Source organism: Lentibacillus kapialis (assembly GCF_014646635.1).
GTDB lineage: Bacteria > Bacillota > Bacilli > Bacillales > Amphibacillaceae > Lentibacillus > Lentibacillus kapialis.
Genome location: NZ_BMNQ01000004.1, coordinates 49885 through 67763, shown reverse-complemented (window position 1 = coordinate 67763; position 17879 = coordinate 49885). Strand labels below are relative to the sequence as shown.

Sequence of the window (17879 nt, the reverse complement as noted above, 5' to 3'; positions counted from 1 at the left end):
TATCAAATGAGGTATGCATTATGAAAATAGATGACTATGAACTATTGTTGAAGCTAAAAGAAGTCGGCACTATCCGCGGTACGGCAAAAGCGATTCTCATATCTCAGCCTGCTGTGACACAGCGTTTGAAATATATTGAGGAATATTTTGGCGAGCCGGTGTTTATCCGCACATCAAAAAGTCTCGTACTTACTCCTGCCGGTCAAATGATTATGGAACATGCCCGCAAAGTCGTTGAGGGGGAAAAGGCGATTAAAAATATGCTTGCCCAATCCAGCGGTGAGGTACAAGGTTCCTTGTCGCTTGCGTGCTCTTCGCTGGTCAGTCAACGTTTTTTGCCTTCTATTCTTGGTGACTATACCAATGCGTATCCAAAAGTAGCGATTGATCTGGTCACAGGTATTAGTGAAGATATTAAACGTGAACACAAAAACTACCATGTTTGTATCATTCGGGGCGAAAAATTAAAAGACTCCGTCAGTGAACTACTATTCGAAGATCCGCTTTACATGTTCGATACAGAGCCATTTCCAACTGGTCAAATGAAAAAGCGACCGCTGATTTCATTCAAGAGCGATGACAGCATGCATGAGCTGGTAGATAATTGGCTCTATCACCATCAGGATCAGATAAATCCGATAAAAATGCTCCATGTCGATCAGATTGAAACGTGCAGGCAGTTTATGCAGGAAGGCCTTGGAATGGCGGTACTTCCCAAGAGTGTTTCGGACAGCTTGATGGCATATTACCCGCACATTCCGCTCATTCTGGATGGCCAGCCTGTCACCCGGGATACTTGGGTTTGCTATCAGGAAGGCGTACGAAAGCTGCCACAAGTTGATCGATTTTTGTCAGCAATATTAGATAAAAAATTCCTTTAAGTGCGTGTTCATAAAGGAGGATAAAAAGGACCAAGAAGTTCGAGGCGGCGCAGTTTCGAGCAGCGGAATGTATGCCTTTAGATACATGAGCGGTGGAGAAACAAGCCAACGAAGAAATTCGAAGTGTCATGTTTACCGGACTTTTTGAACAACCTCTTTAAATATTGTTTAACATGCTGAAGAATAAGGAAAATAGATAATAGACAATACGTTAAAGGAGTGACTTAACAAATGAACGATGTTATTTTTACATCAAAAGCGACTGCCAAAAATGGACGTGATGGACATGTTCGGTCAGCCGATGGGTTAATCGATCTGAATTTGGTCAATCCTGCAACTGATAAAGAAAATAAAGGGTCAAACCCGGAGCAATTATTTGCAGCAGCATATTCGGCATGCTTTGACGGTGCACTTAATCTTGTGGCTTCAAATCAAAATAAAAAAATCGAATCAGAAACGACTGCCGAAGTTGATTTTATGAAGGATCCTGTAGACGGTGGTTTTAAAATTGCGGCTACGCTGCACATCGAAATCGAAGGGGTAAACCCGGAAGAAGCAGAAGAACTGGCTCAAGATGCACATCAAGCTTGTCCGTATTCGAAAGCAACACGCGGTAATATCGACGTAACCCTGAATCCTAAAGCAGTTGAAAAACCGAGTTGACAAAGAATTAAAGGTTTCTCGCCACAAACTATTCTGGCGTAAAATCCATAAACTGCGACGTAGTGACAGGGTTGATTTCCGCTTCGGGCAGTCGCTTTCCGCGGGCAACGCTTCAGCCTCCTCGGAAGAAAACTTCTTCCTGCGGGGTCTTCAGCTGTTGCTTTTCCCGCAGGAGTCTCCTGCCCTCCGCTCCAATCAACACTATGTTGGGGTCTCGCATATTCCAGCTGTTAGACTTGATATTTAAGAAATCCAGTTTTATCCGGCTTAAAATAGTTTGATTCATAAAGATTCTGTGAACCAAATTTAGCGGAGTGTATTTCCGGAGCGGTTGAAGACGTACTGACTTCTATTTAAAGTTGTGTTGTGATTTATATCAACCAGGAGAATGAAAAGCAACAGTATTTACGAGAAGAGTCTATTTAGTAACGTCAGAAAGTATAAATTATGGATGACCTTATAAGAAAAGCTTTTGGCATTCGCTATAAGACGGGGCGAATGCTGAGTTTTTCTAATAAAAGACGGGTAATATCTCCTCATAGGGATTATCCGTCTTTTAATTTCTCCGCTGTATCTTTTTCGGGTGTGACAAATACAGTCTTTTGCCTGTCGTAAGTCACGTAACCGGGTTTTGCACCGTTGGGTTTTCTCACATGCCTTACTTTCGTATAGTCAACAGGGACAGAGGATGACTGATGTGATCTGCTGAAATAGGCGGCAAGCTGCGCCGCTTCAAGCAATGTATTGTCGCTCGGTTCCCTTGAACGGATAATTACATGCGATCCGGGAATATCTTTTGTATGCAGCCAGGTCTCATCGCGGTGTGCCAATCTCATTGTTAAATAGTCATTTTGTTTATTATTCTTGCCAACTAAGATGACAGTGCCGTCGGAAGCCATGAATTTCTCCGGACTTGGCTTGGGTATTTTCTTTTTATTTTTACCTTGTTTTTGTTTCTTCAAGTATCCTTCTTCCCGCAGTTCATCGCGTATTTCCGCAATATCTGCCTCACGGGCAGCATTAATTTGCTGGAGTAGCTGTTCTAGATAGATTGTCTCGCTCTTAGCTTTTTTAATTTCTTGCTGCACTTTTTCTTTTGATGTTTTCAACTTCTGATAGGTTTTGAAAAAACTCTGGGCATTTTCACTCGGTGTCTTGTTCGGATTCAACTCTATCGTCATGTTATTCTGGTCAGGGTCATAATAATCAATAACGGTAACTTCTGCATCCCCTGACTTTACTTGGTGCATGTTCGCTGTCAGCAGTTCGCCAAGCCGCTGATAGATTACTGCGTTTTCCGCTTTCTTTAACGTTTTTTCGTGTTTTTTCAGCTTGCGCGTATTTTTGTCGCGTTCGTTTTTTATAAACTGATACAAGTCTTTTGCTTGCTGTTTGACTCGGTCACGCTCGGCTTTACCGGAGTAAAAGGAATCAAGCATCGCATTCGTATCGTTAAACGATTCTATTTTACCGCTCTGATACGTAAGTGGAAGTACATGAAAATCTTCTTTCCCGTTGCGGTAAATGGCAGGTGTGAACCGGTTGTTTCGGATTAGTTCCTGCATGTTTTCAAATTTTTCCTTGTAGGTTTCAATATTGCCAAGCTTAGCCTGATGAATAATTTCATTGGCTATAAATGGAGATATGCCAGTCAGAGCCTGGACGATTTGTTTTTCGATTTTTCCTGCATTAAAGTCCAGTTTACGGATAAGTGTATCACTGTCGATCTCCAAAGGATTTAATTTATTTTGGTTTGGCGGCAGCTTATAGTCAAAACCCGGCAGTATTGTACGATAACGGTTTTGTGAAGCGGGTATGTGCTTCATGCTATCCAAAATGTGTCCTTTTTCTGCGTCAAGCAGCATCACATTGCTATGTTTACCCATCAACTCAATGATCAGTTTCTTGGTTGTGATATCTCCGATCTCATTCCGCGACTGTACCATGAACGTGATAATTCGTTCCATTCCGTATTGGGTGACAGAGTTGATAACCGCTCCTGAAAGATGCTTTCTGAGCAGCATGCAAAACATCGGCGGTTCCTTTGGATTTTTATATGAATCTTTTGTTAAATGCAACCGGACATATACAGGATGAATTGATAACAGAAGTGAATGGTTCTGCCCATGGCTTCTTATCGTAAAAACCAGTTCATTGTCTGTCGGCTGATATATTTTTGCAATTTTCCCCGGTATGATTTTTTCGTTTATTTCGTTTGTTACCGCGCGGGTAACAATACCATCAAATGGCATGTAACCACCTCTTCCTGCACACGGGCTCTTCCTACTTTTCTATCCATTATAGCATGTTTCCGGACGAGTCTGCATAGGTATGGGTATACAGAATAACGCTCAATAAGTCTGCAACAATGAAGGCTGCCGGAAGGTTTAAAAATGAGTGTCCTAAGATGAATCTGGAGGGTATGCTGGATGAAATGGTATCAGATGGATGTCGATACAGTCGAGCAAAAACTGCATGTGACTACAAAGCACGGTCTGTCAGATAAACAAGCAGGTCAGCGGCAGAAACAGTACGGTCCGAATCAGCTTGCATCCGAGAAAAATGTTTCCAAGTGGCTTATTTTTCTGAAACAATTTCAGGATTTTATGGTGCTGATATTGCTTGCTGCTACTTTAATCGCCGGGATGCTTGGTGAATATGTTGATGCAATAGCTATTATGATCATCGTTCTGGTTAATGGATTTTTAGGATATTTTCAGGAACAGAAAGCTGAAAAGTCGCTTGCCAAATTAAAAGAAATGTCGGCACCCATTGCAGCCGTACTCCGTGATGGTAAATGGGAAAAGGTTCCTTCGCGGGACGTGGTTGTTGGCGATGTTGTAAGAATTAAAAGCGGGGACAGAATTCCAGCTGATATTCGAATAACACAATCCAGCAGTCTGGAAACGGAGGAATCCGCACTGACCGGTGAATCTCTGCCTGTTATGAAGCACGCCGCCAGTATTGCAAGGGACAAGCTTGATGCGCAGGATCAGGTAAATATGGGATTCATGAGTACGTTAGTGACACGGGGATCAGGCAGGGGCATTGTCGTTGGAACGGGAATGAATACGGTCATGGGACAAATTGCCTCACTTATGGTTAAAACAAAAAAAACAACGACACCGCTTGAACATAAACTTGCTGAGTTGGGCAAGATTCTAATTGCGGTTGCGCTCCTTCTGACGGCTCTGGTTGTGCTCGCTGGGGTTTATCAAGGTCACCCGGTATATAATATGTTCCTGGCCGGTGTTTCCTTGGCTGTGGCTGCCATACCGGAAGGCTTGCCGGCCATCGTTACGGTTGCACTGTCACTGGGTGTTCAGCGCATGATTAGGAAAAAAGCCATTGTGCGGAAACTATCGGCCGTTGAAACGCTGGGATGCGCTTCAATCATCTGTTCGGACAAAACTGGCACCATGACTGAAAACCAAATGACGGTAAAAGAAGTGTTTCTGAATGGAAAATGGTTGAATGTAACAGGTGACGGCTATGATTTAGAAGGAAATGTTATTCTTAATAACGATATGGTGGACAGAAATTTTCCAAATCTGGAATCGATGTTTTTGTATGGCATGCTTTGTAATCATGCATCGTTAATGATGAAGAAAGGGAAGTATTATGTGGACGGTGACCCAACAGATGGTGCACTGCTGGTTGCAGCAAGGAAGCTGGGGCTGTCGCATCAGCTTTACGATAATTATCGTGTTGTCAAGGAACTGCCGTTTGACTCAGATCGGAAACGGATGAGCATAGTGGTGGAAGATGATAATAAAATGCGTTTCCTGATAACAAAAGGAGCACCTGAAGTATTGTTGCCCCGCTCCAATTACGTTATGAGAGAGCAAGGAAGAAAACTGATGCGAACTGAAGACAAACAGGAAATGAACCTTGCAGTAGACAAGATGGCAGATAAAGCATTGCGGACACTGGCGATTGCTATGAGGCCGTTGGCAAAAGAGGAATCCCTTCATTCAGCGGTATTGGAAAAGGACCTGACGCTCGTAGGCTTATATGGGATGATGGACCCGCCGCGAAAAGGGGTGAAAACAGCAATTGAAGAATGCCGGGACGCCGGGATTAAACCTGTGATGATCACCGGTGATCATGAAAAAACAGCCCGGGCCATTGCTTCGGAACTGAGCCTGCTCCCGGAGGACGGAGTGGTTCTCAATGGCTATCAGCTGAACACTATGTCCGTATCAGAGCTGCAGAATATTATTGACCGGGTTTATGTTTTTGCCAGAGTTACGCCTGAACATAAATTAAAAATTGTGAAGGCTTTGCAGGAAGAAGGCCATGTTGTTGCCATGACAGGAGACGGTGTTAACGATGCCCCGGCAATTAAAGCCAGTGACATTGGAATCAGTATGGGTGAAAGCGGGACGGATGTGACCAAGGAAGCCTCTTCGCTCATTTTAATGGATGATAATTTCGCAACGATAAAATCGGCCATTATCGAAGGCCGTAATATCTATGAGAATATACGCAAGTTTATCCGTTACTTATTAGCATCCAATGTTGGCGAAATTCTGGTTATGTTATTTGCCATGCTGCTGGCCATGCCGCTTCCGCTGGTACCGGTTCAGATATTGTGGGTCAATCTTGTAACAGACGGGCTGCCTGCAATGGCTCTTGGATTGGATCAATCAGAAAATGATGTCATGAAACGCGGGCCAAGGAATCCAAAAGAAGGTATTTTTGCCAGGGGGCTTGGATTCAAAATTGTCAGCCGCGGTATTGTGATCGGTCTTGTTACCCTAATTGCATTTATGCTCGCCTATCAGGGCAATCCTGATAACTTGATTTACAGCCAGACAGTCGCTTTTACCACCTTGGTTATGGCTCAGCTTATTCATGTATTTGACTGCCGGAGCGAACATTCGTTTTTTGCACGTAACCCGTTTGAAAATAAATATCTTGTTTTGGCAGTTTTATCATCGGTATTGCTGTTACTGGTTGTCATCTACTGGTCATCTTTACAGCCGATATTCCATACAACAGCGCTGAATCTAAAGGACTGGGTGATGGTACTTGCGTTCAGTTGTCTGCCGAGTGTTCTGTTTGGCTTTACCAAAAAATGATAACTTGAAAACCCTTCTGTTCAGGAAGGGTTTTTATTTTAACGTCAGAAAGTATAAATTATGGGTGACTTTATAAGAAAAGCTTCGGCATTCGTTATAAGGCGAGCCGAATGCCGAGTTTTTCTAATACGCGATACACTGTTATAATGAAAACTTGGAAATACAGACACGTTATATTTCTTTCTATGGTTTTACACAATACTGAGGAAATACAAGAATAAGTTTAATTTATACAGTAAATGGTTGTATTTTCGTTTTTATTTACACTATAATAGATTTATTATAATGATAGAGTGACGCCAGTGTTTGATGAAAACAGACAGAAATCTAAGGGGGAGCTAACGTGAGTTTACGGTTAATTAACATAGGATTTGGAAATGTGGTCTCGGCCAATCGGGTAATCTCGATTGTTTCGCCGGAATCAGCACCGGTTAAGCGAATTATTACAGTAGCGCGTGACAATAATAAGTTAGTGGATGCAACTTATGGACGCCGGACACGTGCTGTTATTATCACAGACAGTGACCATGTGGTATTGTCGGCTGTACAGCCGGAAACGGTCGGACAGCGTGTAATCAGTCATGAGGAAGTTTTAGACGAGAATAACTAGGAGGAAGCGCTGTGATTGATGAAAATGGCATTTTATTCATTTTATCCGGACCTTCAGGCGTAGGGAAAGGAACTGTGAGACGGGAACTTTTTAAGCGTGCTAATGAGCTTAAGTATTCGATTTCCATGACCACTAGAGAAATGCGCGCTGGTGAAGCGGAAGGCGTCGATTATTTTTATAGGACGAATGAGGAATTTGAACAGATGATTGAGGCTGGACAGCTTTTGGAATATGCACGTTTTGTCAATAATTATTACGGGACACCGCGTAAGTATGTGGAGGACACACTGCAGGATGGCAAAGACGTGTTCCTGGAAATTGAAGTACAGGGTGCTATGCAGGTGAAGGAGAATTTTCCGGAAGGTGTTTTTATCTTTTTGTTTCCGCCCAGTCTGGAAGAATTAAAAAACCGAATTGTTGAGCGGGGAACAGAATCACAGGAATTGGTTCTCAGGCGGCTGAAAGAAGCTCGGAAAGAGATCGACATGATGGATGCTTATGATTATGTCGTCGTCAATGATAATGTTGATACTGCCGTCACTAAGATTCAATCGATCATTCAGAGTGAGCACTGCAAGCGTGATCGAATTGCTAAACAATATAAGAAGTTATTGGAGGATGACTAATATGATGCTCGAGCCGTCTATTGACGATTTGCAAACGAAAATAAAATCCAAATATACCCTTGTAACAATTGCTGCCAAGCGGGCACGCCAAATCCAGGAAACGGAAAAAGTACTTGTTGACGATCCGAAATCGAATAAATATGTTGGGCAGGCACTTGAAGAGATTATGGCTGAAAAGCTGTATGTAAAAGAAGATAGTAAGTAAACCTGATGACCCTCGCTGTTATTTTTTGTTTGCGGGGGTCTAAGTTTTAGAAGTAGTAATTGTGGCAACCATATTTTAGGGAACGAGGGGATGTACGATGATCCGAAATAAAAATATACTGCTGGGGGTTTCAGGCGGTATCGCTGCATATAAAGCATGTGCTCTGACAAGTAAATTGAACCAGCAGGGCGCTGATGTAAAAGTAATTATGACGGAAAATGCTGCGAAATTTGTATCCCCCCTTACATTTCAGGCATTGTCCAGGAACCCCGTGTACATTGATACGTTTGACGAAAAGGATCCTGTCAAAATTGCTCATATTGATCTGGCAGACTGGGCTGACATCACCTTGCTTGCACCGGCGACTGCGAATATCCTCGGCAAATTGGCAAATGGTATTGCCGACGATATGCTTTCCACCGTGCTCCTTGCAACCCAATCGAGTGTTTATATTGCACCAGCGATGAATGTTCATATGTATGCACACCCAGCCGTTATTGCCAACATGAAAAAGCTTGATTCCCGGGGGTGCCATTTTATTGAACCCGGCGCAGGATATCTTGCCTGCGGATATGTCGGCAAGGGGCGTCTTGAAGAGCCGGAGAGCATCATTTCGGCTGTTGCAGAGCATCAGGGGGGAAAGGCATTGTTTGCAGGAAAAAAAGTGCTGATTTCGGCAGGCCCCACTCAGGAAAAAATCGATCCAGTCCGTTTTTTAACAAATCGGTCTTCCGGAAAAATGGGATTTGCATTAGCTGAAGCGGCAGCGCACTTAGAGGCTGATGTAACGCTTGTCGCAGGGCCTGTCACCTTACAGACCAGCAACGAACGCATCAAACGGGTAGATATTGTAACCGCTGAAGAGATGTATACAAAGATGCATGAGCACTTCCAGACGAGCGATATCGTAATTAAGGCAGCAGCTGTATCCGATTACCGCCCTAAGCATATTTATGATAACAAGATGAAAAAACAATCTGATGATTGGTATATTGAGATGGAACGAACACAGGACATTCTGCAATCACTGGGCGAAGTGAAAGATCACCAATTTTTAGCCGGATTTGCAGCTGAAACAGCCAATCCGATCGAATACGGCATCAGCAAACTGCATAAGAAAAGTCTTGACGCTATTATTGTCAACGACGTGGCTGCTGAAGGCGCCGGTTTTGGCGGGGATACGAATGTCGTCACGTATGTGAACAAATCCGGGGAAAAAGAAGAACTTTCGTTGAGATCCAAGCAGGAGATTGCTGAAGAAATACTGAAACTAATAGCCCGTGATATGAAGGATGAAACAACGTGAATATTGCCAAAGTAATTGTAGATGTTCCGGCAGGCAGCATTAACCAGACATTTGATTATGAGATACCTGAGCGGTTTCAAGAAATGCTGCGCCCGGGAATGCGGGTCATCGTTCCGTTTGGTTCCCGAAAAGTAATGGGGTATGTTGTTGCAAGAACCGGTGAATCCGACTTTGATCATTTAAAAGAATTAATTGACATACTTGACTTGACGCCTATTTTGACTCCGGAATTACTTGATTTAGGCAAATGGCTGGCAGAAGAGACCATCAGTTTATATATTACGGCCTTCCAGGCAATGCTTCCACAGGTTTTAAAAGCAAACTATAAAAAAGAACTGGAGCGATTGACAACTGAATCGCTTTCAGAGCAGTTGGAAGTCCTTTTTGCCGGAAGGGATTTTATTTCGTATGAAGAGTTGGGAAACGCCGGAGTCAGTTTTTATCAGGTACAAAAAGCAATACAGGCCGGTGATATTGCTGTTCATTACCAGGTCAAATCAAGGGTTACCAAAAAGCATATCACGTTTCTGAAGCCGGCACGGGAAGTCTATTTGCTGGAGGAAGCGCTACAGGATATGTCCAATAAAGCCAAAAAACAGCAGGAGATCCTTGCTTTTTTTATTGAGAGACCGGAAGAAATCGAACTTAATTATATACTGAAAAAATTCGGAACGACACGAGCTGTTATCAATGCCTTACAGAACAAAAATTTGCTGACTGCACTTAAGAAAGAAGTCTACCGGAATCCGCATGACGATCAGGCGTTTGAAAAAACAGCAGCCCTAACGCTTACAAAACAGCAGCAAAAGGCCCTCAAACCAGTGAGACAACATATTCATGAAGACCGGCATGATGTGTTTCTGTTGCACGGTGTTACAGGAAGCGGAAAAACAGAAATTTACCTGCAAGCTATTCAGGATGTGATTGACAAAGGAGAAGAAGCAATCGTCCTTGTCCCTGAAATTTCCTTGACGCCACAAATGGTCAGACGGTTCAAAGGTCGATTCGGATCGAATGTCGCCGTGCTGCATAGTGCCTTATCCCACGGGGAAAAATACGACGAATGGCGGCGTGTCCATCGCAAAGAGGTTCAAGTGGTGGTCGGTGCCAGGTCTGCTGTTTTTGCCCCGTTTGAAAATCTTGGTATCATCATTATTGATGAAGAACATGAAAACAGCTATAAACAGGAAGATCAGCCTCGCTATCATGCACGCGATGTTGCTATCCATAGGGGTGAAAATCATCAGTGCCCAGTCATCCTGGGAAGTGCAACGCCGACACTGGAATCATACGCGCGGGCCCAAAAAGGTGTTTACCAACTGACGACTTTAAATAAACGGACCAATGACAAAGCGATGCCGGAAGTTAATATAGTGGACATGCGCGATGAACTCCATGCTGGCAACCGGTCGATGTTTTCACGCAGTCTGAAAGACAATATGGAAGAACGGATCAAACGCGGTGAACAAATTGTCCTGTTACTAAACCGGCGCGGATATTCAACGTTTGTTATGTGTCGTGAATGTGGGCATGTAAAAGAATGTCCGCATTGTGATATTGCACTGACATTCCATAAGTACAATAATCGGTTAAAGTGTCATTATTGTTCATTTGAAGAACCCATGCCGATGTATTGTCCGTCATGCAGCAGCGATTTAATCCGTTTTTTCGGAACGGGGACACAGCGCATAGAAGAGTCGTTGACCCAATTGATTCCGGAGGCCAGGGTCCTGCGGATGGATGTGGACACAACACGGAGAAAAGGTGCCCATGAAAAACTTTTAACTCAATTTGCCAATAAAGAAGCGGATATACTGCTGGGAACGCAAATGATTGCAAAAGGGCTTGATTTTGAGAATGTGACACTTGTCGGTGTCCTGACAGCTGATTCGATGCTGAATTTGCCGGATTTTCGCTCATCCGAAAAAACATTTCAGCTTTTGACACAGGTAAGCGGCCGGGCGGGCAGGCATGAACTGCCGGGTGAGGTTATTGTACAGACATATACACCCGAACATTACAGTATTGAAATGGCAAGTCATTATAATTTTATTCAGTTTTATCAACATGAAATGAAAGTACGCAAAAAATTTCAATATCCACCATATGTCTTTCTGGCATTAATCACAGTATCGCATCAGAATCATGTGACAGCCGTTCAAACCACCCAAAAAATTGTCAAAACCTTAAGGACATATGTTGGGGAGGATACCGTCATCCTGGGGCCGTCCCCCTCACCAATATCACGGGTGAAGGATAGATATCGCTGGCAATGCATGGTAAAATATAAACAAGAACCTCAACTGCGAACATTAATCTATAAAATTATTCGGCAATTTGACGAAGAAATGCGTAAAGACGATTTGCAGATATCGGCAGATATGCAGCCATACCAACTCATGTAGCCAAAGCTGAGCGTTATGAAAATACGCCAAAATAGGATTTGAATGTATTTTGTGGGTGGGTGTTAAAAGGACTGTAATGCTTACGGAAAAGAGTCTGCCGGAAAGGAGTAGCGCCTAATGAAAAGACTTGTATTTATGGGAACACCGGATTTTTCTGTGCCCATTTTGAAACGACTTATACAAACAGACTATGACATTGTTCTGGTTGTGACACAGCCTGACCGGCCTAAAGGCAGGAAAAAGGTCATCACATCTTCTCCTGTTAAGAAAACAGCTGAACACTTTGATATTCCGGTGTTCCAGCCGGATAATCTAAAAGATGAATACTCAAAAGTTCTCGCTTATGAACCTGATATTATCATTACAGCAGCTTATGGACAAATTTTGCCGATCGAACTGCTTGAAACTCCTGAATTCGGCTGTATCAATGTTCATGCTTCATTATTGCCTGAGCTCAGGGGCGGGGCTCCGATTCATTACGCTATTTTACAAGGAAAAAAGGAAACGGGTATCACCCTCATGTATATGGCCGAAAAACTGGACGCCGGTGACATTATCGCCCAGCAGTCGGTGAAAATTGCGGACACTGATCATGTCGGGACACTGCATGATAAACTCTCAGTAACGGGTGCTGATCTTTTGGCTGACAAACTGCCCGAGATATTTGCCCAAAATATCATTCCTGAAAGTCAGGATGAGAGGCTGGCGACATTCGCCTTTAACATTAAGCGCGATCAGGAAAGGATCGATTGGCAGAACCCGCATGATGTTATTTATAATCAGATTAGAGGGTTGCACCCCTGGCCTGTTGCGTTCACGACTTATAGGGGTGATCAGATGAAGGTATGGTGGGCCGAAAGAGATGATCATACCTATAAAGGAAGTCCCGGCGAAATTGTTAACATCCCGAATAATGAAGCCTTTATCGTTGTATGCGGTAATCAAAAAGGTGTTCGGATAACGGAAATACAACCTGCAGGTAAAAAACGGATGACGGTGAATCAATATTTGCAAGGAAAACCTGACCGGATAAAGACAGGTATTGTAATGGGGGATTAGATGGAAAACTCTCAGGTAAGAGAAGCAATCGTTGAATTGCTCGTGCGCATCGAACAGGACAGCGGTTTCAGCCACCTGTTAATTGATCAGGAAATTAAATCCCGCAACATTCCGGAACGAGACGAAGCTCTTTTGACAGAGGTTGTTTATGGAACTATTCAACGAAAGCTGACACTGGATTATTACCTAGAAGCCTTTGTCGATAAAAAGAAAAAGGTTAAACCGTGGGTGCGCATGCTCTTGCGCATGTCTGTTTATCAGATGCATTTTCTGGACAGGATTCCCGATCATGCTATCATTCATGAAGCTGTTGGTATTGCTAAACAGCGGGGGCATAAGGGGGTTGGGTCCTTTGTCAATGGTGTGCTAAGAAGCATGCAACGCAAAGGTGTCCCAGACACAAACGCCATTGAAAACAAAACGGAACGCCTGACAGTTGAAACCAGTCATCCGGAGTGGCTTGTTAAACGGTGGCTAGATATGTATGGTTATGATATGACAAGGGATATGTGTCATGCTAATCTGGAGCGAAAACCATTATCGATTCGCATACAACCATTAAAAATAAGCCGCCAAGCCGCAATGGATGAACTGCATGAACTCGGATTTGACATAAGACCATCAGCTTTTTCCGAACAGGGTATTATAGTTGATTATGGTAATATATTGCGGACAAGGCTTTTTGAGGAAGGCTATGTCACTATTCAGGATCAAAGCTCAATGCTTGTAACAGAAATGCTTAATGTTGAGCCAGGCATGTCCGTTCTGGACGCATGCAGTGCGCCGGGAGGCAAAGTGACCCATACTGCCGAAAAAATGCAAAACAAGGGATCAATCCATGCCTATGACCTTCATGCCAAAAAAGCAAAACAAATAAGCCAAAGAGCAGCTGAGCTTGATTTAACGATTATTGATGCCAAACCCGGTGACGCCCGTAAACTACAGGAAAAACATGAAACAGAAAGTTTTGACCGTATTCTGATTGATGCACCATGTTCGGGCTTCGGTGTTATCCGCAGCAAGCCGGATATTAAATATAATAAAACGGCGGATGACATTAACCGTTTAGCAAAGATTCAGTCAGAGATACTGAAGAATGCGGCGCCATTATTGAAAAAAGGCGGACTGTTAATATACAGTACTTGTACAATTGATAAAGTAGAGAATGATGACGTTGTTAAAGCCTTTTTGATCGAAAATCCGGAGTTTGTTACAGACACAGCCTTTTTTGAACAGCTCCCTTCCATGACACAGTATTCACCGGGGCTCTCCGAAATCGGGCTGCAATTATTTCCGCAGACATTTTCAACCGATGGCTTTTTCCTGACCAGGATGAAGCGAATATAATCAGCGTGCAGGTTATTAGGGCACGTTTGCTGCTGAGAGGTGTACAAAGTGAAAGCATATTTTCAAACAGATCAGGGACGTATCAGACCACATAATGAAGATGACGGCGGCGTGTTTTATAATCAAACAGGGCAGTTGCTGGCAATCATTGCTGACGGGATGGGCGGCCATCAAGCAGGGGATGTCGCCAGTCAAATGGCCACCTCCTTTATTCAGAATAAATGGGAACAGGCTGATAGCTTTCAGTCATCTGAAGCATCTGAGAAATGGCTAAAGGACGCCTTTGAAGAAGCGAATCTAGCCCTTCTGGAACACGCTCAAAATAATGAGGCATGTGCCGGGATGGGAACGACTGTTGTCGCAGCAATTTGTACAGATGAATTTGTTGCTGTTGCTCACATTGGTGACAGCCGCTGTTATAAGTTGACAGATGGGGAATTCAAACAAATAACGGAAGATCACTCATTGGTTAATGAGCTTGTTCGATCCGGTGAGCTCAGTGAAGAGGATGCTGAACACCATCCGCGCAAGAACGTATTGCTGAAAGCACTGGGAACTGAAGCTGATATAACCCCTGATACCCAATCAACAAAATGGCGGTCGGAGAGTAAGCTTTTGCTCTGTTCTGATGGGCTGACCAATAAGGTGACGGATGAAGAACTTTCATCATTCATTCAGGAACAAGAGGATGTCAGGTCAGTTGGACGTGATATGATCGAACTCGCCAATGAGCGTGGCGGCGAGGATAATATCTCACTCGTGATTGTGCATCATGAAAAGTGCGTGGAAGAGGGTGAGGCCTAATGCTGGACGGGCATCTGCTGAATGAACGTTACAGGATAAAAGGATCCATTGGCGGCGGTGGTATGGCCGACGTTTATCTTGCAAAAGATACGATTTTGGACCGTAACGTGGCAATTAAAGTATTGCGTCTCGATTATGCCAATGACGAAGAATTCATTGCCCGCTTTGACCGGGAAGCACAATCAGCAGCAAGTTTGTCCCACCCGAATATTGTCAGCATTTATGATGTCGGTGAAGAAGACAATATCTTATTCATGGCGATGGAATATGTAGACGGGTTAACTCTCAAGGAATACATACAACATTACGCACCGCTTGATGTGGAAGAAGCATTGGATATCATGACACAGATTACATCAGCGATCACCCAGGCACACGCCAACGATATCATACACCGGGATATTAAACCGCAGAATATTTTAATTGATACATACGGTCAAGTCAGAGTGACAGATTTTGGTATTGCGATCGCATTGAGCTCAACAGCTCTTACCCAAACCAATTCCATTCTGGGGTCTGTCCATTATTTATCTCCTGAACAGGCCCGCGGTGGGACGGCAACCAAGAAATCCGATATCTATTCGTTGGGTATTGTCCTGTTTGAGTTATTAACGGGAACGCTTCCTTTTTCAGGGCAATCACCGGTTTCAATTGCGTTGATGCACTTGCAGAATGATACGCCGTCGGTAAAACAGTATAATCCAGATACTCCGCAATCCGTAGAAAACATTGTGTTAAAAGCCACAGCCAAAAATCCTTTTCATCGTTATGATTCAGTATATGACATGGAAAGTGATTTGGAAACGGCATTGGATCCGGAAAGACTCAATGAAGAAAAATTTGTCCCTCCGGCAGAAGAGGGGGAAGAGACAAAGGCTATACCGATTATAACCGATAATCAAATTGAAGGGGAACAGACCGATGATACAATTGCCGGCCCGTCAAATGATACCACAAAAGCGTATACGTCCGGGAATAATACAACTCCTGGTAAGAAGCCTGAAAAAAAACGGCGAAGAAAAAAATGGCCGTTCATCTTTGGTGTGTTTTTATTGCTGGCAGCTGGCGCGGCAGTGTTCTTCTTTATTCCTGGGGTGCTTCAGCCTAAAAATGTTGACATACCGGATGTTAGTGGTATGCGGTACGAAGAAGCTTTAGATGAATTACATGCACTAAACCTGAATACAGAGCGTGGTCAGGTGTATTCAGATGAGGTTGATGAGGATAATGTGATACGAACAGATCCCAAAGCCGGCAGTACCGTAACGGAAGAGGAGACCGTTACAATTGTTGTCAGCAAGGGCAAAGAAACAGTGGCATTTGATGATTATGTTGGCCAGAGCTTTGATCAAGTAAAGCGAATACTCGAGAATCAGGGATTCACGGATGTTTCTGCGAATGAATCGTACTCAAGCGATTATAATGCTGGTGACATTATGAAGCATGTTTTCCCTTCTCCGGGAACTGAAGTTATACCGGACGAAGCTGAGGTGGTCTTTGACGTCAGTATAGGACCTGAGCCAATTAGTTTAAATAACGTGAAAGGAATGAGTGAACAGGAGGCCATTAAGTCCTTGGAGGAGCAAGGGTTGAACGCTTCAATTAAGAAAGAAAATTCTTCCGACACTCCTGAAGGTGAGGTAATCCGTCAAGAACCGGAAGCAGGAGGTGAAGTTGGAGCGGGTGATACCATTAATGTTTTCGTTTCATCAGGCCCCGAGGAAAAACCACCTGTCAATCATGAAGAAACTTTTACGGTAACCTACAACCCGAAGCAGGAAAATGATGATAATGATAAAACGATAGAACAAACGGTTAAAATTTACATTGGTGATAATAACCGTTCGCTTTCAGAAGTCTATGAAGAATACAAGATAACCGAAGACAGGGAATTTACAATATCATTGACCATAGCCCCTGACAGTGTAGCAGATTATCGGGTTATGCGTGATGATGAAGTAGTTATCGACAAGTCAATTTCTTATGAAGAAGCGGAAGGTGAATAAATGGCTGAAGGCAGAATTATGAAAGCAATTAGTGGATTTTATTACGTCAAAAGTGGTGATCAGGTAATTCAATGCAGAGGACGTGGTGTACTACGTAAACAAAAGATCACACCCCTCGTCGGTGATTTTGTGGAATTTGATGGGACTCATCCTGAAGAAGGATATATTTTTTCCATCAAGTCAAGACGTAATATGCTGAATCGTCCGCCGGTGGCGAATGTGGATCAGGCAATCATTGTCAGTTCAGCCATTATGCCAGATTTCAATCCGCTCTTGCTGGATCGTTTTTTAGTACTCACCGAACTCAAGAGAATCAGTCCGGTTATTGTTATCACGAAGAAGGATCTCTTATCCGATAAGGAGTTGGAATCGATTGAAGCTTATCAAGACCTATATAAGGAAGTCGGTTATTCAACCGAATTAATTTCTTCCAGAGAATTGGAGGAACCTGACCGTTTAAAAAGTCATTTTTCCGGTCAGGTTTCAGTCATCGCCGGGCAATCGGGCGTTGGAAAATCATCGTTATTAAACGCTATAAACCCCTCGCTTGAACTCAAAACGGATGATATTTCCAAAAGTCTGGGCCGAGGAAAACATACAACAAAACATGTCGAATTGGTCGAAGCAGGTAATGGTCTTGTAGCTGACACACCAGGATTCAGCTCACTTGACTTCAATGAAGTCACTTCCGGAGAATTAGGTGACTGCTTCCCGGAAATAGCTGAACTGAAAGTAAATTGCAGATTTCGTGGCTGTCTTCATAACAAAGAGCCTGGCTGTGCGGTGAAAGAGGTGGTATCAAACGGGGAGGTTTCGTCAAGTCGTTATAGCCATTACCTGCGTTTTTTAGACGAAATTAAATCACGAAAGCCGAGGTATTAGA

14 protein-coding genes are annotated in these 17879 nt (G+C 43.5%); 13 read left to right on the top strand and 1 reads right to left on the bottom strand.

Going from position 1 to position 17879, the window contains the following annotated elements; genetic code table 11:
• Positions 1 to 20: 20 nt before the first annotated feature.
• Together IEW67_RS03180 and IEW67_RS03175 are read left to right on the top strand one after the other, a co-directional pair.
• The gene (locus tag IEW67_RS03180) at positions 21 to 881 is read left to right on the top strand and encodes a LysR family transcriptional regulator (protein WP_188631611.1); all 861 of its coding nucleotides are present in this window, start codon (positions 21 to 23) and stop codon (positions 879 to 881) included.
• Positions 882 to 1112: 231 nt separating this feature from the next.
• The gene (locus IEW67_RS03175) at positions 1113 to 1544 is read left to right on the top strand and encodes an organic hydroperoxide resistance protein (RefSeq protein ID WP_188631610.1); all 432 of its coding nucleotides are present in this window, start codon (positions 1113 to 1115) and stop codon (positions 1542 to 1544) included.
• A 545-nt stretch (positions 1545 to 2089) separates the two neighbouring features.
• Here the strand turns inward: IEW67_RS03175 and IEW67_RS03170 are convergent.
• Entirely contained in the window at positions 2090 to 3796 is a 1707-nt protein-coding gene (locus IEW67_RS03170) for an Rqc2 family fibronectin-binding protein (RefSeq protein WP_188631609.1), read from the bottom strand.
• Positions 3797 to 3973: 177 nt separating this feature from the next.
• Here IEW67_RS03170 and IEW67_RS03165 point away from each other — a divergent pair, with 177 nt between their 5' ends.
• The 11 genes from IEW67_RS03165 (at position 3974) to rsgA (ending at position 17878) form a co-directional block, all read left to right on the top strand.
• On the top strand, positions 3974 to 6628 hold the full coding sequence (locus IEW67_RS03165) for a calcium-translocating P-type ATPase, SERCA-type (protein ID WP_188631608.1): 2655 nt from the start codon (positions 3974 to 3976) through the stop codon (positions 6626 to 6628).
• Positions 6629 to 6971: 343 nt separating this feature from the next.
• Positions 6972 to 7238: an extracellular matrix/biofilm regulator RemA gene (gene remA / locus IEW67_RS03160; protein ID WP_188631607.1), complete on the top strand. Its 267-nt coding sequence runs from the start codon at positions 6972 to 6974 to the stop codon at positions 7236 to 7238.
• A gap of 11 nt (positions 7239 to 7249) precedes the next feature.
• Positions 7250 to 7864 (top strand): guanylate kinase, encoded by a 615-nt coding sequence (gene gmk, locus IEW67_RS03155; RefSeq protein WP_188631606.1) that lies wholly within the window; start codon positions 7250 to 7252, stop codon positions 7862 to 7864.
• Between the two features lies 1 nt (position 7865).
• Complete coding sequence (gene rpoZ, locus IEW67_RS03150; RefSeq protein WP_188631605.1) at positions 7866 to 8069, top strand: DNA-directed RNA polymerase subunit omega; 204 nt, start codon at positions 7866 to 7868, stop codon at positions 8067 to 8069.
• A gap of 97 nt (positions 8070 to 8166) precedes the next feature.
• On the top strand, positions 8167 to 9375 hold the full coding sequence (gene coaBC / locus IEW67_RS03145; protein ID WP_188631604.1) for a bifunctional phosphopantothenoylcysteine decarboxylase/phosphopantothenate--cysteine ligase CoaBC: 1209 nt from the start codon (positions 8167 to 8169) through the stop codon (positions 9373 to 9375).
• Complete coding sequence (gene priA / locus IEW67_RS03140; protein WP_188631603.1) at positions 9372 to 11780, top strand: primosomal protein N'; 2409 nt, start codon at positions 9372 to 9374, stop codon at positions 11778 to 11780. Before coaBC ends, priA begins: the two co-directional genes overlap by 4 nt.
• A gap of 117 nt (positions 11781 to 11897) precedes the next feature.
• Entirely contained in the window at positions 11898 to 12839 is a 942-nt protein-coding gene (gene fmt, locus IEW67_RS03135) for a methionyl-tRNA formyltransferase (RefSeq protein WP_188631602.1), read from the top strand.
• Entirely contained in the window at positions 12840 to 14186 is a 1347-nt protein-coding gene (rsmB, locus tag IEW67_RS03130) for a 16S rRNA (cytosine(967)-C(5))-methyltransferase RsmB (protein WP_188631601.1), read from the top strand.
• Between the two features lie 48 nt (positions 14187 to 14234).
• Positions 14235 to 14990, top strand: a complete 756-nt coding sequence (locus IEW67_RS03125) for a Stp1/IreP family PP2C-type Ser/Thr phosphatase (RefSeq protein WP_188631600.1) — start codon at positions 14235 to 14237, stop codon at positions 14988 to 14990.
• Positions 14990 to 16996 (top strand): Stk1 family PASTA domain-containing Ser/Thr kinase, encoded by a 2007-nt coding sequence (pknB, locus tag IEW67_RS03120; RefSeq protein ID WP_188631599.1) that lies wholly within the window; start codon positions 14990 to 14992, stop codon positions 16994 to 16996. Before IEW67_RS03125 ends, pknB begins: the two co-directional genes overlap by 1 nt.
• Positions 16997 to 17878 (top strand): ribosome small subunit-dependent GTPase A, encoded by an 882-nt coding sequence (gene rsgA, locus IEW67_RS03115; RefSeq protein WP_188631598.1) that lies wholly within the window; start codon positions 16997 to 16999, stop codon positions 17876 to 17878.
• Position 17879: the final 1 nt, after the last annotated feature.

What these genes read in the sequence shown, in the direction of transcription:
- IEW67_RS03180 (WP_188631611.1), top strand. Translation starts at nt 21, where the DNA reads ATGAAAATAGATGACTATGAACTATTGTTGAAGCTAAAAGAAGTCGGC.
- IEW67_RS03175 (WP_188631610.1), top strand. Translation starts at nt 1,113, where the DNA reads ATGAACGATGTTATTTTTACATCAAAAGCGACTGCCAAAAATGGACGT.
- IEW67_RS03170 (WP_188631609.1), bottom strand. Translation starts at nt 3,796, where the DNA reads ATGCCATTTGATGGTATTGTTACCCGCGCGGTAACAAACGAAATAAAC.
- IEW67_RS03165 (WP_188631608.1), top strand. Translation starts at nt 3,974, where the DNA reads ATGAAATGGTATCAGATGGATGTCGATACAGTCGAGCAAAAACTGCAT.
- rpoZ (WP_188631605.1), top strand. Translation starts at nt 7,866, where the DNA reads ATGATGCTCGAGCCGTCTATTGACGATTTGCAAACGAAAATAAAATCC.
- coaBC (WP_188631604.1), top strand. Translation starts at nt 8,167, where the DNA reads ATGATCCGAAATAAAAATATACTGCTGGGGGTTTCAGGCGGTATCGCT.
- fmt (WP_188631602.1), top strand. Translation starts at nt 11,898, where the DNA reads ATGAAAAGACTTGTATTTATGGGAACACCGGATTTTTCTGTGCCCATT.
- rsmB (WP_188631601.1), top strand. Translation starts at nt 12,840, where the DNA reads ATGGAAAACTCTCAGGTAAGAGAAGCAATCGTTGAATTGCTCGTGCGC.
- pknB (WP_188631599.1), top strand. Translation starts at nt 14,990, where the DNA reads ATGCTGGACGGGCATCTGCTGAATGAACGTTACAGGATAAAAGGATCC.
- rsgA (WP_188631598.1), top strand. Translation starts at nt 16,997, where the DNA reads ATGGCTGAAGGCAGAATTATGAAAGCAATTAGTGGATTTTATTACGTC.